We start from the raw sequence: 22,408 nt of genomic DNA, 5'->3' as shown, positions 1-22,408 counted from the left end.
CAGGTTCAAGCCTTGTTCACGACAAGGCGTTGATAAACGCCTGGGCCTTGAACTTCAACGGACCTTTGGCTTTGGCCAGCACTTCATCGGCCAGCTCCCGGGCACCTTCAGAATCACCCAGAATCCGGAATTCTTCGGCCAGCAGGAATTTGATTTCAAGCGGATCTTCTTCCAGCCCCATCAAGTTGGAGACTGGGGGCTTGGTTGCAGGACCGAGGTCCAGCGACAGTGAGTTCAGGTCAAACTCCAGCATGCCATCGTGATTGACAGGCGCTGGCGGCGCAATGGATGCTTTCGGGGGGACATAAGGCTCGGGCGTGAAGTCCAGGCCTCCGGAAAGGAAATCAATCTCGGGAGAGGGTGCTTTTGCCGCCACAGAAGGAGAACGGGCAGAAGGGCTGGCCGAGACTGGTGCCGGAACTGCAATATCGTCCAGATTCAAGTCCAGGTCCAGGTCATCCAGGTTCATGAGGGCCGACGGTCTCGTATTGTTTGAGCCGGATTCGGCAACTGAGCGTGCAGGGGTGAGTGCCGGTGCAGCGATGGCGGTGGGCGCGATGGAGGCCGCAGGTGCTTCATCCAGCGAGAAATCAAGATCCAGGTCCAGGTCCAAAACCGGTGCCGTTTTGAGGGGTGGCGCACTGGCCGCTACCTCCTGTGGTGCGATGGCATTCAGGGGAATCAAGCCAGACCTGCCTTTTGCGGGCAAGCTGCCCGAAAATTCGGCGCCGGATTGGTAGAGGGAATTGTCAGGCTCTAGTTCACGGCCCAACTGGCTGATGTAAGACCATTCTGCCCCTTGCCCTGCGCTCAATTTGAATGCGGTCAGGGCCAGGCTTTCAAATCCCTTGTTGTCGCGACGCTTGGCAAAAATTTCAAGCAGCTTGGTGTGTATGGCCAGACGTGCCGGATAAAGGCGCAATGCCTCCTTGAGAATTTCTTCAGCCTGCTGGTCGCGGCCATAGGCGAGGTACACATCGGCTTCGGCGACAGGGTCCACATCGCCGGCTGCATCAAGCTGGCTTGGGGAGTAAACCATGGAGGATCCCCCCACATTGCCTGCATTGGTATCAACACGCCGCCCACCACTGGCACCAAAGAAAGAGTCCGGCTGCAGGCGGCTGTCCAGGAATGAGCTGTCCACCTGGCCCGATTTCGCAGTTTTTCGGTAGCGGGCAAAGCCCAGGCCCGCCAGCAATGCCACCAAGAGACCGCCGCCCAGCAGCAATGAGTTGTCCAGAATCTGGTCAATCAGGCTGGTCGTGATTGGAGTCGGGGGAGGTGCAACCATGGCAGCTTGCTTGCTCACGGCGGGTACGACAGGTGCCGGGGCACTGGCTGGCGCCACAGGTTCCGACGCAGATGACAAGGGTGCCTGTCCTGCATCTGTTGCAGAGGCTGAAGCACTGGCAGGAGCCAGGGCCGGCGTTGCCGTGATTTCAGGGGCTCCTGTTGCCGTGGTGGCTCCAGGGGCGGCTACGGGAACCGCCAGGCCTGGCGCTGCACTGCCTGTGACGGGCACTGCGCCCGGTTGATTGGGATTGCTGATGTTTTTTGACGAATCCGCCGCGCGGCTGGCGGCATCTCTGGCTGACTGTTCGTTGGCGAGCTGAACAGCACCCTTTGAAAGCGTCAGCTTGTCGGGCGAGGGACTGGCTTGCGCACGGTCATCAACCTTGGCCTGCATCTGGCCACCCGTCTGGCGGCCTGCGCTGTCAACCGGCGTAGCGGGCACGCCATCGGCCAGTTTGCGGCGAAAGGTGTTGAAATCCCTGCTCTGGGCAATGAGGGTTTGTCTTGCTTCACCAGGAGAAAGGGATGTAGCTGTTTGCTCATCCGGAATATCCACCACGGCGCCGGATTTGATGACATTGATGTTGCCGCCAACGAAGGCCTCGGGATTGCCTCTGAGCAATGCCACCAGCATCTGGTCCAGCGACACGCTGGCAGGTTTGTTCCGGGCAGCAATCTTGCTGGCATTGTCACCCGGCCTGACTGTGACCTGTCTGGCGCCAGCCATTCTCTCGGCTGGCGGCGTTCTGATTGCCGGTGGTTTGGCAATTGATACAGGAGGTCGGGCTGCAGGGCGGGAGTACGGAGCTGGCGCGGCTTCACGGGGCGAAATATCGGCATTGGTCACGGGTGCGCGGGGTAGCACGGGCGCTGACGCCGCGATGCTGGTGCTGTTGCTGTTGCTGTTGCTGTTGCTTCGCAGGCTGGGCGGGTCGAACAGCATCGTGTAGTCGCGGGTGACACGTCCGGAGGCCGATTTGGCCTCGATGACCAGGTCCACGAAAGGATCAATGATGGCGCGGTTGCTGCTCAGGCGCAGATAGGATCTGCCGTCTGCCCGTCGCTGGAGCCTGACATCGAGGCCGGCTGCCGCTGCGGAGTATTCGAGTCCGGCGGACTTGAATACCTCGGCGTTCGCAATGCCAATTCTGAGGCTGGAAGCCTCTTCCGCGCTGAGGTCGGAAATGTCGATTTCCGCCCGAAGGGATTCGCCCAACGCTGACTGAACCGTGATTCGGCCCAGCGCAACCGCGTGGGCTTCAAGACTTGCCAGGCTACCCAGCAGCGCAATGGCGCTTGCCAGGGCGCCAATACGCCAGCGACCGTGATGATTCATGGGATTTTGAGCCTCTGGAGCTCGGTCTGGTTGAAACGTGTTACTGCTTGAGCGCACAAAAACCTTGATGCTAATTTTTGAGAAACAACCTTAACATCAAGGTCAGGGACTGACAAGTTAAGACAATGCTTAAGATTTGACACCTTAATAAACGAGAGGGCACAAGTTTTATCCGTTGCCTGAAGACAACATGCTGAATCAACTTGTTACCTGGCCCGATTGTATGTCGTCAGTTCCCTGGTTTTTTGAGCCTACGCTTCAATCAGGATGCGCAGCATGCGGCGCAGTGGCTCGGCAGCACCCCAAAGCAACTGGTCTCCGACGGTAAAAGCGCCCAGGTAGTCCGGTCCCATGGCCAGCTTGCGCAGGCGCCCGACCGGAATCTGCATTGTTCCCGTCACGGCAACCGGCGTCAGATCCCTGATCGACGCCTCGCGCGTATTGGGGATGACTTTGACCCAGGCGTTGTCGGCGGCAATCATGGCTTCGATATCGGCCAGCGGAACGTCTTTCTTGAGCTTGAACGTCAATGCCTGGCTGTGGCAGCGCATCGCGCCAATGCGCACGCAAAACCCATCGACCGGCGTTTCAGCCGTGCCGAAACTTGCGCCCTGGCCCAGGATCTTGTTGGTTTCGGCGCCGCCTTTCCATTCTTCCTTGCTCATGCCGTCGCCCAGATCCTTGTCGATCCAGGGAATCAGGCTGCCGCCCAGCGGAACGCCGAAGTTTGCGGTCTCAAGAGCGCTCAGGGACTGCTGCTTGGCCAGGATGCGGCGGTCGATCTCCAAAATCGCCGATTTTGGGTCGTCGAGCAGGGATTTGACTTCGCTGTTGAGCGTGCCGAACTGTGTCAGCAACTCGCGCATGTGCTGCGCGCCGCCACCCGATGCTGCCTGGTAGGTCATGCTGGTCATCCATTCGACCAGGCCGGCCTTGTACAGCGCGCCCACGCCCATCAGCATGCAGCTGACGGTGCAGTTGCCGCCGACCCAGTTGTTGCCGCCCTTGGTCAGCGCGTTCTTGATGACGGGCAGGTTGACCGGGTCGAGCACGATGACCGCGTCGTCGTTCATGCGCAGGGTCGAGGCCGCATCAATCCAGTGGCCGGTCCAGCCTGCGGCACGCAGCTTGGGAAACACTTCAGCGGTGTAGTCGCCGCCCTGGGCGGTGAGGATGATGTCGCACTTCTTGAGGGCTTCGATGTCGAAGGCGTCTTTCAACGTGGTTTCGTTCCTGGCCTGCGCCGGGGCCTTGCCGCCGGCATTCGAGGTCGAGAAAAAAACCGGCTCGATCAGTTCGAAATCGCCCTCGGCCTGCATCCGGTCGATCAGCACCGAGCCGACCATGCCGCGCCAGCCGACGAGTCCTGTGAGATTGCCTTTGAGTTTCATGGATTGCCCTTAAAAAGTACGAAAAAAATCGGCTTTTTGGCCCGGCTCATCGAGCCGGTGGGCACGACGAACCGGGCTTGTCAGCCTTTAATGGTGGTCGTTTTGGTGATCTGGACAAAAGCCACAGCGCCATGGCCGGTCCGCAAGGCGGCTGCAATGGGGACTGGAGTAAGGCTTTTGCACATTTTTCATATTGTAGCGAAGCCCGCCTTTTGCCTGGCTGACAAGCTATGCGGGCAACGAAACAGTTGATGTGGCTTCAGCCCAGCGCCTTGACCACCGCATCGCCCATTTCCACCGTGCCGATCCGGGTCGTGCCGTCGCTGTAGATATCGGGCGTGCGCAGGCCCTGGCTCAATACCTTGTCCACGGCTTGCTCGATGCGCGCGGCGGCTTCAGGCTGGTTCAGGCTGAAGCGCAGCATCATGGCCGCGCTCAAAATGGTCGCCAGCGGATTGGCTACGCCCTTGCCGGCAATGTCGGGCGCGCTGCCGTGGCTGGGCTCGTACAGGCCCTGGTTCTTGTCGTTCAGGCTGGCCGATGGCAGCATGCCGATGGAGCCGGTGAGCATTGCGGCGGCGTCCGACAGGATGTCGCCGAACATGTTGCCGGTCACCACCACGTCAAATTTCTTCGGCGCCCTGACCAGTTGCATGGCGGCGTTGTCCACGTACATGTGGTCCAGCGCCACGTCGGGGTACTGCAGCCCGATTTCAGTCACCACGTCCTTCCAGAGCTGAAAGGTCTCCAGCACATTGGCCTTGTCCACGCTGGTGACACGCTTGCCGCGCTTGCGGGCCGCCTGGAAGGCGACATGGGCGATGCGCTCGATCTCGGGGCGTGAATAGCGCATCGTGTCGAAAGCTTCTTCGGCGCCCGGAAAGTGGCCGTCCGTGGCAATGCGCCGGCCGCGCGGCTGGCCGAAGTAGATGTCGCCGGTCAGTTCGCGGATGATGAGGATGTCCAGGCCCGACACCAGTTCGCGCTTCAGGCTCGACGCATCGACCAGTTGCGGGTAGCAGATGGCCGGGCGGAAGTTGGCGAACAGGCCGAGGTTCTTGCGCAGGCCCAGGATGGCTTGCTCGGGGCGCAGCGGCCGGTCCAGCGTGTCGTATTTCCAGTCGCCCACGGCGCCAAACAGCACGGCGTCGGCATCCTTGGCGAGCTGGAGCGTGGCTTCGGGCAGCGGGTGGCCGTAGGCTTCAAAGGCGGCGCCGCCGACCAGTGCGGTTTCGGTTTCAAAATTCAGGTCCAGAACCTTCAGAACCTTGACGGCTTCGGCGACGATTTCAGGGCCGATGCCATCACCCGGGAGAATTGCGATTTTCATATTTGCTATATTTTTTGTAGCTACTTGCGCCCGTGGATATTGCGCAAAAGCACTATTTGACTCTTAATTTTGATTAACCAGCGACGGTGTGGCTCAGCCATGGTTTGCCGGCCAGACGCTGGGCTTCAAAGGCCTTGATCTTGTCGCTTTGCAGCAAGGTCAGGCCAATGTCGTCGAAGCCGTTGAGCAAGCAGTATTTTCGGAATGCCTGCACATCGAAAGGCAGTTCTTCGCCTTGCGCCTTGACGATGACCTGGCGCTCCAGATCAATCGTCAGGGTGTAGCCAGGAAAAGCCAGCGCTTCGTCAAACAACTGCGCCACCTGCGCCTCGGGCAGCACGATAGGCAGCAGGCCGTTCTTGAAGCTGTTGTTGAAGAAGATGTCGGCATAGCTGGGCGCAATGATGGCGCGAAAGCCGAACTGGTCGAGCGCCCAAGGCGCGTGCTCGCGCGAGGAGCCGCAGCCAAAGTTCTTGCGCGCCAGCAGGATCGAGGCGCCTTTGTACCGCGCCTGGTTCAGCACGAAATCCGGGTTCGGCTTGCGGCTGGCCGGGTCCTGGCCGGGAAAGCCGGCGTCCAGGTAGCGCCATTCGTCAAACAGGTTGGGACCAAAGCCGGTCTTGCGGATGGACTTGAGGAACTGCTTGGGAATGATGGCGTCGGTATCGACGTTCTCGCGGTCCATCGGGGCCACGAGGCCTTGGTGTACGGTGAATTTTTGCATACGGACTCCAGCCTTCAGACAAATTTACGGATATCGACAAAGTGGCCATGCACCGCCGCCGCCGCCGCCATGGCCGGGCTGACCAGGTGGGTGCGCCCGCCCGCACCCTGGCGGCCTTCAAAGTTGCGGTTGCTGGTGGAGGCGCAGCGCTCGCCCGGCTCCAGCCGGTCGGCATTCATCGCCAGGCACATCGAGCAGCCGGGCTCGCGCCATTCAAAGCCGGCGGCGATGAAGATCTTGTCCAGGCCTTCGCGCTCGGCCTGCTCCTTGACCAGGCCAGAGCCCGGCACGACCATTGCCAGCTTGACATTTTTGGCGACCTTCTGGCCGATATGCTTCACCACGGCAGCCGCTTCGCGCATGTCTTCGATGCGGCTGTTGGTGCACGAACCGATGAACACCTTGTCGATGTACAGGTCATTCAGCGCCTTGCCCGGCTCCAGGCCCATGTAGGTCAGGGCGCGTTCGATGGCGCCGCGCTTGTTGGCGTCCTTTTCCTTTTCCGGGTCGGGTACGCGGTCTTCAATCGACAGCACCATCTCGGGCGAAGTGCCCCAGCTGACCTGCGGCAGGATCTGGCTGGCGTCCAGCTCGACCACGGCGTCAAAGGTGGCGTCGGCGTCGGAGTGCAGCGTGGCCCAGTAGCGCGCGGCCATGTCCCATTCGGGGCCGCCGACGAACTTGCCGGTGACGGAGTCGGTTCCGGGAGCCAGCAGGCGGCCCTTGAGGTACTCGATGGTCTTGGCATCGACGGCCACCAGGCCGGCGCGCGCGCCGCCTTCAATCGCCATGTTGCAGACCGTCATGCGGCCTTCCATGCTGAGTGCGCGAATCGCCGAGCCGGCAAATTCAATCGTGTAGCCGGTGCCGCCCGCCGTGCCAATCTTGCCGATGATGGCCAGCACGATGTCCTTGGCGGTCACGCCTTTGGTCACGGCGCCTTCGACCTTGATGAGCATGTTTTTGGCTTTTTTGGCCAGCAGGGTTTGCGTGGCCATGACGTGTTCGACCTCGCTGGTGCCGATGCCGTGCGCCAACGCGCCAAACGCGCCGTGGGTCGAGGTGTGCGAGTCGCCGCAAACGACGGTCATGCCGGGCAGCGTGGCGCCGTTTTCAGGGCCGATCACATGCACGATGCCCTGGCGTTTGGACATGAAGGGGAAGAAGGCAGCGGCGCCGAATTCCTTGATGTTGGCGTCCAGCGTGGTGATCTGCTCCTTGCTGACCAGGTCGGTGATGCCGTCGTAACCCAGTTCCCAGCCGGTCGTGGGCGTGTTGTGGTCGGCGGTCGCGACGATGGAACTGATGCGCCAGACCTTGCGGCCGGCTTCGCGCAGGCCTTCAAAGGCCTGCGGGCTGGTGACTTCATGGACCAGATGGCGGTCGATGTACAGGATCGAGGTGCCGTCTTCTTCGGTATGAACGACGTGCTCGTCCCAGATTTTGTCGTAGAGGGTGCGTCCCATGGAGGTTTCCTTCGTGGTTTTGAGGTGATTTTAGGGGGCGGGCGGCTGCCGTGACAGGTGGTCAACCAGCAGTCGCGCGGTCAGGGGAAGGGTGGAGAAATCACGCGCCACAAGTTGAATCTGGCGTTCTGCCCAGCTGTCGAGCAGCAGGATGGATTCCAGTTCGCCGACGCCATGCATGAGGTCAAAAGCGCGCTGCGGCATCACGCCGACACCCAGGCCGTTGTGAATCATGCGGCACATGGCATCCAGTCCCGTGACATGGATGCGCAGCTTGATGGTACGCCCCATGGCGGCGGCGGCCTGGCGCATGGCCAGGTAAATCGAGCTGTTGGAGTGCAGGCCGACGTGGTCATAGTCCAGCGCGGCTTCAAAATGAATAGCGTCTCGCGAAAGCAGTGCGTGTCCTTTGGGAACAATCAATACCAGTTTGTCATGGCGGTAGGGCAGCGTTTGCAGCTCACCTGTGCCGTTGGCGATATTGCATACCCCCAGATCCGCCGTGCCTTCCTGCACCGCGCGAACGACTTCCGTGCTCAGGTGTTCTTCCAGGTCAATCTTGATCTCTTCGTGCTGGCGTATGAAATCACCCAAGTCCTCAGGCAAGAACTGAATGATGGCCGAAATGCTGGCATGCACCCGCACATGACCGCGCACGCCGTCGGCATATTCGCTCAACTCGCCCTGCATTTTCTCCAGGCTGAACAGCACCGAGCGCGCATGGTGCAGCAGGCTTTCGCCGGCCGGCGTCAGGTCAACGCCCCGGGTGTGGCGGTAGAGCAGCGGCGTGTCCAGCGTGGCTTCGAGGTCGCTCAGGCGCTTGCTCACGGCAGAGGCGGCAATGAATTCGCGCTCGGCCGCCTTGCCGATGCTGCCCAGCTCGCACACGGCCACGAACAGCTGAAGCGAGGTCAGGTCAATGCGGCGGGCGAAATTGCGTTCGGAGCTTTTGATGGACATGAAATGGTGACATCGCGTTTTACGATGGATAACCATTTTGCAGCTATATTGAAATTCTTGTCATCGCATTTCACGATGTCTGGCTTAACGGAGTCGCCGGCTTTGATGAATCGATGTGGCTGATTAAAAAATCAATGTTTTAAGCCTTTTGCGCATGCTCTATATGCATAGAGTGCTGTAAAAAATGTAGCAAATTGCATTGAAAAAGCCCGCCGATGTTCCCATTCGGCGGGCTTTTGGCTAAAGCCTGAAAAAGACCAGCGGTTTAGCGCTCTGCCATCGGCTTTACTTCACGTGGCACTGAGCCGACGAACAGCTGGCGCGGACGGCCAATTTTGTACTCGGGGTCGCCGATCATTTCGTTCAACTGGGCCATCCAGCCGACATTGCGGGCCAGCGCGAAGACAGCCGTGAACAGCGGCACGGGAATGCCGATGGCGCGCTGCACGATGCCGGAGTAGAAATCGACGTTGGGGTAGAGCTTGCGGGAGACAAAGTAGTCGTCTTCCAGGGCAATCTTTTCGAGTGCCATGGCCAGCTTGAACAGCGGGTCGTTTTCCAGGCCCATTTCGTGCAGGACTTCCTTGCAGGTTTCCTGCATCAGCTTGGCGCGCGGGTCGTAGTTCTTGTACACGCGGTGGCCAAAACCCATCAGCTTGACGGTGGAGTTCTTGTCCTTGACCTGCTTGATGAATTCGCCGATGTTCTCGATGCCGCCGTTTTTCTGGATGTCACCCAGCATGTTCAGCGCGGCTTCGTTGGCGCCGCCGTGGGCCGGACCCCAGAGGCAGGCCACGCCGGCTGCGATGGCGGCGAACGGGTTGGTGCCCGACGAACCGCACAGGCGAACCGTGGAGGTCGAGGCATTCTGCTCGTGGTCTGCATGCAGGATGAAGATGCGGTCCAGTGCGCGTTCGAGCACCGGGTTCACCTTGTACTCTTCGCACGGCGTGGCAAACATCATGTGCAGGAAGTTGCCTGAGTAGCTCAGGTCGTTGCGCGGGTACATGTAAGGCTGGCCGATGGTGTACTTGTAGGCCATGGCCACCAGCGTTGGCATTTTGGCAATCAGGCGAATCGCGGCGATGTCGCGGTGGGCCGGATTGTTGATGTCGGTGCTGTCATGGTAGAAGGCCGACAGGGCGCCGACCAGACCGGTCATGATGGCCATCGGATGCGCATCGCGGCGGAAACCGCGCAGGAAGAACTGCATCTGCTCGTTGACCATGGTGTGGTTGGTCACGCGGCTGACGAAATCTTTTTTCTGGGCGGCGTCAGGCAGTTCTCCGTAGAGCAGCAGGTGGCAGGTTTCCAGGTAGTCGCAGTTGGTGGCAAGCTGCTCGATGGGGTAGCCACGGTACAGCAGTTCACCCTTGTCGCCGTCGATATAGGTGATGGCCGACTGGCAGGCAGCGGTTGAGAGAAACCCCGGGTCATAGGTGAACATGCCGGTCTGGGCATAGAGCTTGCGAATGTCCACAACATCAGGCCCTACGCTGCCCTGATAAACAGGCAATTCGACATTGGGGCTGCCATTGCTGAAGGACAGGGTGGCTTTGTTGTCAGCTAACTTCATGAGTGTTCTTTCTCTCTTGTCAGAGGGGGTTGAGTTAGGGAGCCGGAGCCCCAGGGCGCAGCATGCTTAAAACTTCAAGTGCTTCGGAAGTCGAGGCGCTTTCGAGGGCAAGCACATCGGAAAGTTGGTCGGGTTCCTTGCGTCTGAGCAGGAGATCGAGCAGATCATTGTCAGACAAATCCATTAAATCATTCAAGCCTTTAGCCTGCCTGACGCTCAGTGTGGCTTCGTAGCGAAGAAAGAATTTTTCGATCAGCAGGTCGTTCTCAAGCAGGCCACGGCGGCAGCGCCACCGCAGCTTGCTCAAGCTGCGTTCATCCAGCAAATCGTCTGTGGTTTCCATGGGTGTCTGGGTCACAGCGTCTTCAGACGGTGCGCAAAACCATCATTTCCTTGATCTTGCCGATGGCCTTGGCCGGGTTCAGTCCTTTGGGGCAGACATCGACGCAGTTCATGATGGTGTGGCAACGGAACAGGCGGTACGGGTCTTCCAGATTGTCCAGCCGCTCTGCGGTCGCTTCGTCGCGGCTGTCTGCCAGGAAGCGGTAGGCCTGCAGCAAACCGGCCGGGCCCACGAACTTGTCGGGATTCCACCAGAAGCTGGGGCAGGACGTGGAGCAGCTCGCGCACAGGATGCACTCGTACAGGCCGTTGAGTTCATCGCGCTCTTCCGGGCTTTGCAGACGCTCCGTCTGGGGCGGCACGTTGTTGTTGATCAGGTAGGGCTTGATCGAGTTGTACTGCTTGAAGAACTGCGTCATGTCAACAAACAGGTCGCGCACCACTGGAAGGCCGGGCAGCGGCTTCAGCACGATGGTGCCCTTGAGCGTGTTCATGTTGGTCAGGCAGGCCAGGCCATTCTTGCCATTGATGTTCATGGCGTCCGATCCGCACACGCCTTCGCGGCATGAGCGGCGAAAACTGATGGTGGGGTCTTGCGCCTTGAGTTTCATCAGCGCGTCGAGCAGCATGCGCTCATGGCCGTCGAGTTCCACCTCGATGGTCTGCATGTAGGGCTTGGCATCGGTATCTGGGTCGTAACGGTAAATCTGGAAAGTACGTTTGGTCATGTGGGTTCTCGCTTCTTTCGATTTTGGGGTCGCAGGCTGTCGCTTAGAAAGTACGCGTTTTGAGTTCCACAGACGCCACCGTCAGGGGTTTCATCTGCACGGGCTTGTAGGCCAGGCTGTTGGTTGCGCTGTACCAGAGCGTGTGCTTGTGCCAGTCGGTGTCGTTGCGGCCGTTCGGGTGTTCGGGCGTGTCGCCGAAATCATCGACCGAGTGCGCGCCGCGGCTTTCCTTGCGGGCAGCGGCAGACACGATGGTTGCCTGGGCGGCTTCCATCAGGTTTTCCACTTCCAGGGCTTCAATGCGCGCGGTATTGAAAATCTTCGACTTGTCTTTCAGGCCAATCTTGTTGACACGCTCACGCAGGGCGGCGATCTTGGTCACGCCTTCGTTCATGATGGCCTGGGTGCGGAACACGCCGGCATGCTGCTGCATGGCGGCGCGCAGGTCATTGGCCACGTCCTGGGCATACTCGCCATCGGTCGCATTGTCCAGGCGCGCAATGCGGGCCAGGGTTTTGTCGGCGGCATCAAGCGGCAACTCTTTGTGCGTCGTGGAGTTGTTGAACTCAACAATGTGGTTGCCGGCGGCGCGGCCGAACACCAGCAGGTCAAGCAGCGAGTTGGTGCCCAGGCGGTTGGCGCCGTGCACGCTCACGCAGGAGCATTCGCCCACGGCGTAGAGGCCATTGACGACGACGCTCTTGTTTTCGGCGTCCTGGGTGACCACCTGGCCATGGATGTTGGTCGGGATGCCGCCCATCTGGTAGTGAATGGTCGGCACCACGGGAATCGCTTCCTTGGTGATATCGACGTTGGCAAAGTTGTGGCCAATTTCAAACACCGAAGGCAGGCGCTTCATGATGGCGTCCACGCCCAGGTGGGTCATGTCCAGCAGGATGTAGTCCTTGTTGGGGCCGCAGCCGCGACCTTCCTTGATTTCCTGGTCCATCGAGCGGGAGACAAAGTCACGCGGCGCCAGATCCTTGAGCGTCGGGGCATAGCGTTCCATGAAACGCTCGCCGTTGCAGTTGCGCAAAATCGCGCCTTCGCCACGGCAGCCTTCGGTCAGCAGCACGCCTGCGCCGGCCACGCCGGTAGGGTGGAATTGCCAGAATTCCATGTCTTCCAGCGGAATGCCGGCGCGCGCCGCCATGCCCAGACCGTCGCCGGTGTTGATGAAGGCATTGGTCGAGGCTGCAAAGATGCGGCCTGCGCCGCCAGTGGCCAGCAAGGTGGTCTTGGCTTCGAAGATGTGAACGTCGCCGGTTTCCATTTCCAAGGCGGTCACGCCGACCACGTCGCCAGCGGCATCGCGAATCAGGTCAAGCGCCATCCATTCCACGAAGAAGCTGGTTTTTTCCTTGACGTTTTGCTGGTACAGCGTGTGCAGCATGGCGTGGCCGGTGCGGTCGGCTGCGGCGCAGGCGCGCTGGACCGGTTTTTCGCCGTAGTTGGCGGTGTGGCCACCGAAGGGGCGCTGGTAAATCGTGCCGTCGGGATTGCGGTCAAACGGCATGCCCATGTGTTCCAGGTCATACACGACCTTGGGCGCTTCGCGGCACATGTATTCGATTGCGTCCTGGTCGCCGAGCCAGTCGGAACCCTTGACGGTGTCATAGAAGTGGTAGTGCCAGTTGTCTTCGGACATGTTGCCCAGCGAAGCGCCAATGCCGCCTTGCGCTGCCACGGTGTGGGAGCGGGTCGGGAACACCTTGGAGAGGACTGCGACGTTCAGGCCGGCACGGGCCAGCTGCAGCGAGGCGCGCATGCCGGAGCCGCCTGCACCGACGATGACGACATCAAATTTGCGCTTGGGAAGTTTGGAGGTAGCGGTCATGTTTTTTTAATCGTGGAAGCTGGAAGGGAACCAGGTTTGACTTGAAAGGAGACTTGAATGGTTACAGGCGCCACAGCACCTGAATGCCCCAGCCTGCACAAGCCACCAGCCAGACAATGGTGAATACCTGCAGCAACAGACGCAGGCCGACAGGTTTGATGTAGTCCATCCAGATGTCGCGCATGCCGACCCATACATGCCACAGCAGGGCAACAATCACTGCAAAGGTCAGTATCTTCATCCATTGGGCAGAGAAAATGCCGGCCCACTGGTCATAGCCGATGGGGCCTTTGCTGAGGAGCACCTGGCCGAGAAGCAGCAGGGTGAAAATGGCCATCAGGGCCGCAGTAATGCGCTGGCTCAGCCAGTCACGAGTGCCATAGTGAGCGCCGACAACGATGCGCTTTGAGCCGTAATTGACAGACATGGTTTTCTTTCTTTAATCAGTTGAGGGCAACGCTCGCCGCCTTGAGGCCGAAGGCTGTCCCGCAAGCTTTCAATGTTTAATAAAGGCCAAACAGCTTGGCACCCAGCGCAATCGTGAGGCCAATGCTCACGGCCAGCGTGAAGGCGGCTGACTGCCGGCCGAAATCCTTGCTGACGGCTTCATGGCTGGCATCCATCCACAGGTGGCGAAGGCCTGCCAGGAAATGGTGCAGGTAAGCCCAGATCAGGGCCAGCGCGACCAGTTTCCAGAGGATGCCTGGCACACCCAGCATGCCCACGTTGAAGGCAGCCTTGAATCGGTCAAAGGAAATTTCGGAGGAAATCGAGGTGTCGAACATCCAGATGATGAACGGCATCAGGAGGAACATGATGAACCCGCTGATGCGGTGAAGGATGGACACCAGGCCCGCCAGGGGTAATCGGTAGCCGGGCAGGTCGGTGAAGGCGTTGATGTTGCGGAACTCAGGCCGCTTGGCGCGCTGAGTGGAGGCCAGCTCTGTCATTTTTTTGGGCTTTCATGGTGGTAACCGATTGGTAACCAAGCGGGGCTTGATTGCCAAACAAACATTTTAATTCTATTGCAATGCAGCAATTCGTTTGCTTACAAAGCTTTGACGTTTTGGCGCATGCTGTTAACTGAGGGCATTTTTGTAGTGGTGCGTATCGGTGCGGTACAAACCCCGGCGCAGTTCCATCGGGACGTCGTTGTAGGTGTAGGCAATGCGCTCGACACTCAAAAGCGGCTCGCCTTGCGGTACACCCAGCAGTCTGGCCGAAGCCGCATCGGCCGCAATGGCGCGTATTTTTTCTTCGGCACGCACCATGTGAACGCCGAATTCGGTTTCGAACAGCGCGTACATCGGACCCCGGTAGGCCGCCAGCCGGTCGGCGGTCAAGCCCTTGAAAGGGCCGCCGGGCAGCCAGACGTCTTCGATGATCGTCGGCGTTCCCTGGAAAGCCAGTACGCGGCGCAACTGCAGCACGGCATCGCCAGTGCGCAAAGCCAGTGGATGGGCGATGTCGGCGGGAGCCCGAAGTCGTTTGCAGTCAACAATCTGGCGCTCGGCAGGACCTTCGCTGCTGAGGTCGCCGCTGTCGGGCATAAGCCGCAAAAACCGATATTGAACCTGCTGCTCGGCATGCGTGGAGACAAATGTTCCCTTGCCCTGGCGACGGCTTACCAGGTTTTCGGCCGCCAGCTCGTCGATGGCCTTGCGCACCGTCCCCTGGCTGACGCGAAAGCGCGCAGCGAGATCCATTTCGCTGGGAATCAACTCGCCCGGTTTCCATTCGCCGGCCTGAAGGCTTTTCAGGATCAACACCTTGATTTGCTGGTACAGCGGGCTGAAGGCCGGGGTCAGGACCACAGGCGCGCCCGTCTCCGGCTCGCCGGGAGTCGAGGGGGTTTCGGGTGATAAAGAGATAGTAGTTGCCATACAGCAAATTTGCGCGGCGGCCTGGTGGTGATGTAGCGCAGTGCTTGACTCGGACATAAATTCAACCCGAATCATATCTTATATAAGACATAAGACAAATTGACTTGACGCATTTTTCAAGCGTAAAATCCTGGGTTGAGCACAACGCGCGGTCTGCATGTCCTGCGGCTGAAGATGATGTCTTGATGCCCTGGCAGCGCCTGGATTGACGCCGAAAATCTCGCCTCACATTCTGTTTTAATAATTCATTAACCTTCCTGGAGTTTCAATCATGAGCAAAAAACCCGTCCGTGTTGCAGTTACTGGTGCCGCCGGTCAAATTGGTTATGCATTGCTGTTTCGCATTGCCTCGGGCGAAATGCTCGGCAAAGACCAGCCTGTCATTTTGCAATTGCTTGAAGTTCCGGTCGAAGGCCCGCAAAAAGCGCTCAAGGGCGTGATGATGGAACTCGACGACTGCGCTTTCCCGCTGCTGGTGGAAATGACCGCGCACAGCGACCCGATGACGGCTTTCAAGGACGCCGACTACGCGCTGCTGGTCGGTTCGCGTCCACGTGGCCCCGGCATGGAACGTGCCGAACTGCTGGCCGTCAACGGCGCGATTTTCACGGCACAAGGCAAGGCATTGAACGCCGTCGCCAGCCGCGACGTGCGCGTTCTGGTCGTCGGCAACCCGGCCAACACCAACGCCTACATCGCCATGAAGAGCGCGCCTGACCTGCCAGCGAAAAACTTCACCGCCATGCTGCGCCTGGACCACAACCGCGCTGCTTCGCAAATCGCTGCCAAGACCGGCAAGGCCGTGGCCGACATCGAAAAACTCACCGTCTGGGGCAACCACTCGCCCACGATGTACGCCGACTACCGTTTCGCCACCATCGGCGGCGAGAGCGTGGCCCAGATGATCAACGACCAGGAATGGAACGCCAACGTGTTCCTGCCAACCGTCGGCAAGCGCGGCGCGGCCATCATCGAAGCGCGCGGTTCTTCTTCGGCCGCATCGGCAGCCAACGCCGCCATCGACCACATGCGCGACTGGGCGCTGGGCACTAACGGCAAGTGGGTCACGATGGGCATCCCATCGGGCGGCGAGTACGGCATTCCTGCTGAAACGATGTTCGGCTTCCCAGTGACCTGCGAAAACGGCGAATACAAGATCGTCGAAGGCCTGGAAATCGACGCTTTCTCGCAAGAGCGCATCAACATCACCCTGGCTGAGCTGGAAGGCGAAAAAGCCGGCGTCGCTCACCTGCTGTAACCAGGCCTTGAGGCGGCTCGTGGGCATGTCGGGCAAGCCGCCCGCATCTTGCCCTTGAGCCGCCCGTGATAAATCGAAAAACCGGATTTATTCCATGAAGCATCCGCGCGAAGTTCTTTTGGGCGCCCAGGCCGCCACGGCTTTTTTGCCGGTGTGCGACCATTACAGCGGCGTGGAAGCGCGGATGCGTAAAAGTCTGCAATTGCAGGCTGAAATGATTGAAGAGTTCGGCGCCTGCGTGTTTGACGTGACGCTGGACTGCGAAGACGGCGCGCCGGTCGGCGGTGAAGCCGACCATGCCGCCATGGTGGTCGAACTAGCCGCATTGGCCAGTGACAAAGCCCGCGTCGCCGTTCGCGTGCATGCGGTCGATCACCCGGCATTCGAGTCCGACATGGCCATCATCGCCGGAAAGCTTGCGCGCCAGCTGTCCCACATCATGATTCCCAAGGTCGATTCCATCGAGGACGTGATCCGGGCCGAGCAGGCTCTGCTGGCCGCATCCGCCGGGAATTTGCCCCTGCATGTGCTGATCGAATCCCCGCTTGCTGTTCGCAACGCCTTTGAAATCGCCGCGCATCCCCGCGTCCAGTCGCTCAGTTTTGGCCTGATGGACTTTGTCTCAAGTCATGGCGGCGCCATTCCCGCCGATGGCATGAGCAGCCAGGGCCAGTTCACCCATCCGCTGGTGGTGCGCGCCAAGCTTGAAATTGCCTCTGCCTGCCACGCTTATGGCAAAGTGCCTTCGCATTGCGTGGTGACGGAATTCAATGACAGCGTTGCCATGATCCTTGCCGCGCGCCGTGCGTCGCGTGAACTCGGTTACACCCGCATGTGGAGCATTCACCCGAATCAGATACGCTGCATCCTGGAGGCTTTTGCCCCGAGCGAGTCTGAAATTGAAGATGCTACAAGAATAATAGCTGCTGGCGCTCGTGCTGATTGGGCGCCCATCAGTTTTGACGGTAAATTGCATGACCGCGCGAGTTATCGCTACTTCTGGCAGGTGCTTGAAAGAGCGCACCAGACGGGCAGCCTGCTTCCGATTGACGCCCAAGCTTATTTCCAGGACGCTTCACACTGAGCGCCCACCAAACACCGACGAGGAATCGTATGAAAACCCAACCCATTGCCACCCTTGCAGCCGCGCTGGCTGCCGCTGTCCTGCTTGCTGCCGCTCCCATGGCGCAGGCTGAAACCGATAAAAAGGCTGACAAAACGACTGTCGCCAAACCTGCCGCTTCCAAAAAAGCAGACAAACCTGTTGCCAAATCTGCTGCCGGCAAGACCGCATTGGCCAAGGCCGACAAGCCTGTCGCCAAAAAGAAGTCCGACAAGCCGGTGGCCACCGCCAGCCGTACCAACCTCAAGAGCGCCGCGGCAAACGTCGCGGCAGGCATTGAAGCCGCCGAAGCCGCCATGACGCCTGCCGAGCTGGCAATTGCCGAGCGCGTACAGGTCGGCAAGCTGCCGTGCGAACTCGGTGCCTCGGTCACGCTCACCGCTGACGAAAAAAATCCCGGCTACTTCAACATGCAGGGCAAAAACTTCAATTACCGCATGTTCCCCGTTCCGACCTCGACCGGTGCGATTCGTCTGGAAGACCAGAAGGCCGGTGCGGTATGGCTGCAACTGGCCAATAAATCGATGCTGATGAACCAGAAACTGGGCATTCGACTGGCCGATGAGTGCACCAGTCCGGCGCAGCTGGAAGTGGCCCAAAACCTCAAGTTGAACCCGCCCGTCAGCATCCTCGAAGCGCTGCCGCCAGGCGTTGCCAAGTAAATAGCGACGTATCGATTTTTCAGTCCCCGCCTTCAGCCCCACCCTTACCCATAACTTTAATCAGAGGAATCGCGATGTCATCAGGATTTTTGCAAACCTACCGCAGCCATGTTGCCGAGCGTGCCGTACTGGGCATTCCACCCCTGCCTTTGTCAGCTCAGCAAACCGGCGAGGTCATTGAACTGCTGAAGAATCCGCCCGAGGGCGAAGAAGCCTTCCTGCTGGACCTGATCACCCACCGCGTTCCTGCCGGCGTTGACATGGCTGCCAAAGTCAAGGCCAGCTACCTGGCTGCCGTGGCCCACGGTACCGAAAAATGCTCCCTGATTTCGCGTGAAAAAGCCACGCAGTTGCTGGGCACCATGCTGGGCGGCTACAACATCAGCCCGATGGTCGAGTTGCTCGACGACGCGGAAGACAGCGTGGCCACGCAAGCGGCCAGCGGCCTGAAGAACACCCTGCTGATGTTCGACCAGTTCCACGACGTGCAGGAAAAGGCCGAAAAAGGCAACAAATACGCCAAGGCCGTGCTGCAAAGCTGGGCCAATGCCGAATGGTTCACCAGCCGCCCCGAAGTGCCGGAGTCGATCCAGCTGACCGTGTTCAAGGTCGCCGGCGAGATCAACACCGACGACCTGTCGCCCGCGCCCGACGCCTGGAGCCGCCCCGACATTCCGCTGCATGCGCTGGCCATGCACAAGAATGCCCGTCCCGGCGTCACGCCTGAAGAAGACGGCAAGCGCGGCCCGGTCAGGTTCATCGAAGAGCTCAAGGCCAAGGGCAACCTGGTGGCTTATGTCGGCGACGTGGTCGGAACCGGCTCCTCGCGCAAGTCCGCCACCAACTCGGTGCTGTGGTTCACCGGCGAAGATATTCCCTTCGTGCCGAACAAGCGCTTTGGCGGCGTTTGCCTTGGGTCAAAGATCGCTCCGATTTTCTACAACACTATGGAAGACTCGGGCGCGCTGCCGATTGAACTCGACGTGAGCCAGATGGCCATGGGCGACGTGATCGAACTGCGCCCCTACGACGGCAAGGCGCTGAAAGACGGCCAGGTCATTGCCGAATTCAAGCTCAAAAGCGATGTGCTGTTCGACGAAGTGCGCGCCGGTGGCCGCATTCCGCTGATCGTCGGCCGAGGCCTGACCGCCAAGGCGCGCTTTGCGCTGGGCCTGCCGGTGTCCACCCTGTTCCGCCTGCCGCAGAATCCCGAAGACAGCGGCCGCGGCTTCACGCTGGCGCAAAAAATGGTCGGCCGCGCGGTCGGCCTGCCTGAAGGCCAGGGCGTTCGTCCCGGCACCTATTGCGAACCCAAGATGACCTCGGTCGGCTCGCAGGACACCACCGGCCCGATGACCCGCGACGAGCTGAAAGACCTGGCCTGCCTGGGCTTTTCCGCCGACCTGGTCATGCAGTCGTTCTGCCACACCGCCGCCTACCCCAAGCCGGTCGATGTGAAGATGCACCACGAACTGCCCGACTTCATGAGCGACCGCGGCGGCATCCCGCTGCGCCCGGGTGACGGCATCATCCACAGCTGGCTCAACCGCATGCTGCTGCCCGACACCGTCGGCACCGGCGGCGACAGCCACACGCGCTTCCCCATCGGCATCAGCTTTCCGGCCGGCTCCGGCCTGGTGGCCTTTGGCGCCGCCACCGGCGTGATGCCGCTGGACATGCCTGAGTCGGTGCTGGTGCGCTTCAAGGGCGAACTGCAACCCGGCATCACCCTGCGTGACCTGGTCAACGCGATTCCGCTGTACGCCATCAAGGCCGGCTTGCTGACCGTGGCCAAGCAGGGCAAGGTCAACATTTTCTCGGGCCGCATCCTCGAAATCGAAGGCTTGCCCGACCTGAAGGTCGAGCAGGCGTTCGAGCTGAGCGATGCCTCGGCCGAGCGTTCCGCAGGCGGCTGCACGGTGCACCTGAACAAGGAACCGATCATCGAGTACATCACCAGCAACATCACGATGCTGAAGTGGATGATTGCCACCGGTTACTCGGACGTGCGCACCATCAAGCGCCGCATCGCCGCGATGGAAAAGTGGCTGGCCGACCCGCAATTGCTCAAGGGCGATGCCGATGCCGAATACGCCGCCGTCATTGAAATCGACCTGGCCGACATCCACGAGCCCATCGTGGCTTGCCCGAACGATCCGGATGATGTGAAAACCCTGAGCGACGTAGCCGGTGCCGTCATCGACGAAGTGTTCATCGGCAGCTGCATGACCAACATCGGCCATTTCCGCGCCGCTTCCAAGCTGCTTGAAGGCAAGCGCGACATTCCGGTCAAGCTTTGGATGGCACCCCCGACCAAGATGGATGCCAAGCAGTTGAGCGAAGAAGGCCATTACGGCGTGCTGGGTTCGGCCGGCGCGCGCATGGAAATGCCGGGCTGCAGCCTGTGCATGGGCAACCAGGCGCAGGTGAAAGAGGGCGCAACGGTGTTCTCGACCTCGACGCGCAACTTCCCGAACCGCCTGGGCAAGAACTCGTTTGTCTATCTGGGTTCCGCCGAACTGGCCGCCATCTGCTCCAAGCTGGGCCGGATTCCGACCAAGGCCGAGTACATGGCCGACATGACCGTGCTGACGGCCGCCAGCGACAAGGTGTACCAGTACCTGAACTTTGACCAGGTCAAGGATTACACCGACATGGCCGATACGGTCAAGGACGGCGTGGCTGCATAAGCGCTTCGCCTTTCAATAAAAAAGCGGCTTTCGGGCCGCTTTTTTTTATGTTTGTTGCTATTTATTTAATAGCTACTTGCGCCCGTCTGTAAAGCGCAAAAGCACTTTTATGCTTGAAGTTTGGCGCTGGAGAAGGGCCAGTCCTGGGCGGTTTGGCAAAGCCCGGCCTTGACCGGATTTTCGTGAATGTAGTGGATGACGGACTCTAGGCGCCGTTCATGGCGAATGTAGCGGTCCCAATAGTCCCGCATCCAGAAAGCATGGCCGGGAACGCCGAGCCCCAGCTCGGCTGCCTTGGGGACAGTGCCGAGCTGGGGCTCGGCGTTCCCGGGGTTCATGCAAACAGCCGCGCCAGCAGCGCCCCGTCGGCCGGGGCCTCCAGCGGAATCCGCACGCGCAGCGGGCTGCCCGAGGCTACGCTGATTTCTTCGCCGTCCAGGTTTTTCATGGAAGTGACCTGCACGGTGCGATTGCCGTCCGGGTGAATCACTTCCAGCCAGTCGCCGACCTGGAAACGGTTCTTGGTTTCAACTTCCGCCCAGCCGTCGTGCTGGGACTTGACTTCGCCGGCAAACTGGCTGCGGCGCATTTCAGAGCTGCCGGTTTCGTAATTCTGGTAGTCCTGCGCCGGGCGCCGTTCCAGGAATCCGCTGGTGTAGCCGCGATTGGCCAAGCCTTCGAGTTCGGTGATCAAGGCCGGGTTGAACGGCCGGCCGGCCACGGCGTCGTCGATGGCGCGGCGATAGACCTGCGCGGTGCGCGAAACGTAATAGCCGCTCTTGGTACGGCCCTCGATCTTCAGCGAATCGACGCCGATTTTCACCAGCCGTTCGACATGTTCGACGGCGCGCAAGTCCTTGCTGTTCATGATGTAGGTGCCGTGCTCGTCTTCCATGATGGGCATGAGCTGGCCGGGACGCTCTTTTTCTTCGAGCAGATAGACGCCGTCGGCCAGCGGGTGGCGCGCGCCGCTGCCGCAGCTTGAAAACGACTGCTCGGCTTCCTGCGCTTCTGCGGAAAAATCGAAATCGCCTTCGAGCTTGAGCGGCAAGACCTCGCCCGAATCGGTCTGGTCGCTGCCGGCCTCGGGCGTGTAGTTCCAGCGGCAGGCGTTGGTGCAGGTGCCCTGGTTGGAGTCGCGGCGGTTGAAGTAGCCCGACAGCAGGCAGCGGCCCGAATACGCCATGCACAGCGCGCCATGCACGAACACTTCAAGCTCGATGTCCGGGCATTCCTGGCGGATCTTTTCGATCTCGTCCAGGCTCAGCTCGCGCGACAAAATGATGCGCGCCACGCCCACCTTTTGCCAGAACTTCACGGCCGCCCAGTTCATGGTGTTGGCCTGCACCGACAGGTGAATCGCCATGTCCGGCCATTGTTCGCGCACCATCATGATCAGGCCCGGGTCGGCCATGATCAGCGCGTCGGGTTTCATGGCAATCACCGGCGCGATGTCGCGCAGGTAGGTGCGCACCTTGTCGTTGTGCGGCAGCAGGTTGCTGGTGACAAAGAACTTCTTGCCGCGCGCGTGGGCTTCCTCAATGCCTGTCTGGATCTGTTCCAGACGAAACTCATTGTTGCGCGCGCGCAGGGAGTAGCGTGGCTGGCCGGCATAGACTGCATCGGCGCCAAAGTCGTAGGCGGCGCGCATTTTGTCGAGCGAGCCGGCGGGAAGGAGGAGTTCAGGGGTCTTGAGCGTCATGCCGCGATTGTCCGGGCCTCGGGCTGAAAAGCACTTGCGCCCCGTCAATCATCGTGCGGTCCTATTCCTGATTGGCCCGCCGCCTGCCAAAATACGAGTTGCTGATT

Annotated in this window: 19 protein-coding genes; 4 read left to right on the top strand and 15 right to left on the bottom strand. The window is 60.1% G+C overall.

The genetic code is table 11. The features are described from left to right. Positions 1 to 16: 16 nt before the first annotated feature. The 13 genes from PNAP_RS15220 to PNAP_RS15160 all read right to left on the bottom strand — a co-directional run bounded on the left by PNAP_RS15220 (position 17) and on the right by PNAP_RS15160 (position 14,866). Positions 17 to 2,629 (bottom strand): FimV/HubP family polar landmark protein, encoded by a 2,613-nt coding sequence (locus PNAP_RS15220; RefSeq protein WP_011802414.1) that lies wholly within the window; start codon positions 2,627 to 2,629, stop codon positions 17 to 19. A 251-nt stretch (positions 2,630 to 2,880) separates the two neighbouring features. Next, the gene (gene asd / locus PNAP_RS15215; RefSeq protein WP_011802413.1) at positions 2,881 to 4,020 is read right to left on the bottom strand and encodes an aspartate-semialdehyde dehydrogenase; all 1,140 of its coding nucleotides are present in this window, start codon (positions 4,018 to 4,020) and stop codon (positions 2,881 to 2,883) included. Between the two features lie 259 nt (positions 4,021 to 4,279). Next, the gene (gene leuB / locus PNAP_RS15210; protein ID WP_011802412.1) at positions 4,280 to 5,350 is read right to left on the bottom strand and encodes a 3-isopropylmalate dehydrogenase; all 1,071 of its coding nucleotides are present in this window, start codon (positions 5,348 to 5,350) and stop codon (positions 4,280 to 4,282) included. 73 nt (positions 5,351 to 5,423) lie between these two features. Next, positions 5,424 to 6,074, bottom strand: a complete 651-nt coding sequence (gene leuD, locus PNAP_RS15205; RefSeq protein ID WP_011802411.1) for a 3-isopropylmalate dehydratase small subunit — start codon at positions 6,072 to 6,074, stop codon at positions 5,424 to 5,426. Between the two features lie 14 nt (positions 6,075 to 6,088). Beyond that, entirely contained in the window at positions 6,089 to 7,540 is a 1,452-nt protein-coding gene (leuC, locus tag PNAP_RS15200; protein WP_011802410.1) for a 3-isopropylmalate dehydratase large subunit, read from the bottom strand. A gap of 30 nt (positions 7,541 to 7,570) precedes the next feature. Then, complete coding sequence (locus tag PNAP_RS15195) at positions 7,571 to 8,494, bottom strand: LysR family transcriptional regulator (protein WP_041377327.1); 924 nt, start codon at positions 8,492 to 8,494, stop codon at positions 7,571 to 7,573. A gap of 271 nt (positions 8,495 to 8,765) precedes the next feature. Further along, positions 8,766 to 10,076: a citrate synthase gene (gene gltA, locus PNAP_RS15190; RefSeq protein WP_011802408.1), complete on the bottom strand. Its 1,311-nt coding sequence runs from the start codon at positions 10,074 to 10,076 to the stop codon at positions 8,766 to 8,768. A gap of 34 nt (positions 10,077 to 10,110) precedes the next feature. Next, on the bottom strand, positions 10,111 to 10,419 hold the full coding sequence (locus PNAP_RS15185; protein WP_011802407.1) for an FAD assembly factor SdhE: 309 nt from the start codon (positions 10,417 to 10,419) through the stop codon (positions 10,111 to 10,113). Between the two features lie 22 nt (positions 10,420 to 10,441). Next, positions 10,442 to 11,146 (bottom strand): succinate dehydrogenase iron-sulfur subunit, encoded by a 705-nt coding sequence (locus PNAP_RS15180; RefSeq protein ID WP_011802406.1) that lies wholly within the window; start codon positions 11,144 to 11,146, stop codon positions 10,442 to 10,444. 43 nt (positions 11,147 to 11,189) lie between these two features. Next, positions 11,190 to 12,983 carry a succinate dehydrogenase flavoprotein subunit gene (gene sdhA, locus PNAP_RS15175; protein ID WP_011802405.1) on the bottom strand — a complete coding sequence of 598 codons (1,794 nt, stop codon included), beginning with the start codon at positions 12,981 to 12,983 and terminating at the stop codon, positions 11,190 to 11,192. A gap of 61 nt (positions 12,984 to 13,044) precedes the next feature. Further along, entirely contained in the window at positions 13,045 to 13,410 is a 366-nt protein-coding gene (sdhD, locus tag PNAP_RS15170) for a succinate dehydrogenase, hydrophobic membrane anchor protein (RefSeq protein ID WP_011802404.1), read from the bottom strand. Positions 13,411 to 13,486: 76 nt separating this feature from the next. Continuing rightward, positions 13,487 to 13,933 (bottom strand): succinate dehydrogenase, cytochrome b556 subunit, encoded by a 447-nt coding sequence (gene sdhC / locus PNAP_RS15165; protein ID WP_011802403.1) that lies wholly within the window; start codon positions 13,931 to 13,933, stop codon positions 13,487 to 13,489. A gap of 129 nt (positions 13,934 to 14,062) precedes the next feature. Then, entirely contained in the window at positions 14,063 to 14,866 is an 804-nt protein-coding gene (locus PNAP_RS15160; protein WP_083758052.1) for a GntR family transcriptional regulator, read from the bottom strand. 271 nt (positions 14,867 to 15,137) lie between these two features. Here PNAP_RS15160 and PNAP_RS15155 point away from each other — a divergent pair, with 271 nt between their 5' ends. From PNAP_RS15155 to acnB, 4 genes are all read left to right on the top strand, one after another. After that, positions 15,138 to 16,124, top strand: a complete 987-nt coding sequence (locus tag PNAP_RS15155; protein ID WP_011802401.1) for a malate dehydrogenase — start codon at positions 15,138 to 15,140, stop codon at positions 16,122 to 16,124. 94 nt (positions 16,125 to 16,218) lie between these two features. Next, positions 16,219 to 17,208: an HpcH/HpaI aldolase/citrate lyase family protein gene (locus tag PNAP_RS15150; RefSeq protein ID WP_011802400.1), complete on the top strand. Its 990-nt coding sequence runs from the start codon at positions 16,219 to 16,221 to the stop codon at positions 17,206 to 17,208. A 29-nt stretch (positions 17,209 to 17,237) separates the two neighbouring features. After that, positions 17,238 to 17,909 carry a hypothetical protein gene (locus PNAP_RS15145; RefSeq protein WP_011802399.1) on the top strand — a complete coding sequence of 224 codons (672 nt, stop codon included), beginning with the start codon at positions 17,238 to 17,240 and terminating at the stop codon, positions 17,907 to 17,909. 74 nt (positions 17,910 to 17,983) lie between these two features. Then, positions 17,984 to 20,599: a bifunctional aconitate hydratase 2/2-methylisocitrate dehydratase gene (gene acnB / locus PNAP_RS15140; RefSeq protein ID WP_011802398.1), complete on the top strand. Its 2,616-nt coding sequence runs from the start codon at positions 17,984 to 17,986 to the stop codon at positions 20,597 to 20,599. A gap of 107 nt (positions 20,600 to 20,706) precedes the next feature. Here acnB and PNAP_RS15135 read toward each other — a convergent pair whose 3' ends face one another. Both PNAP_RS15135 and trhP read right to left on the bottom strand, forming a co-directional pair. Next, positions 20,707 to 20,937: a hypothetical protein gene (locus tag PNAP_RS15135; RefSeq protein ID WP_011802397.1), complete on the bottom strand. Its 231-nt coding sequence runs from the start codon at positions 20,935 to 20,937 to the stop codon at positions 20,707 to 20,709. After that, positions 20,934 to 22,301: a prephenate-dependent tRNA uridine(34) hydroxylase TrhP gene (gene trhP / locus PNAP_RS15130; RefSeq protein WP_041376741.1), complete on the bottom strand. Its 1,368-nt coding sequence runs from the start codon at positions 22,299 to 22,301 to the stop codon at positions 20,934 to 20,936. Before trhP ends, PNAP_RS15135 begins: the two co-directional genes overlap by 4 nt. Positions 22,302 to 22,408: the final 107 nt, after the last annotated feature.

The organism is Polaromonas naphthalenivorans CJ2, assembly GCF_000015505.1.
In the GTDB taxonomy this organism is placed as follows: domain Bacteria; phylum Pseudomonadota; class Gammaproteobacteria; order Burkholderiales; family Burkholderiaceae_C; genus Polaromonas; species Polaromonas naphthalenivorans.
The sequence above is the reverse complement of the archived record's forward strand: the minus strand, read 5'-3'. Positions and strand labels throughout refer to the sequence as shown.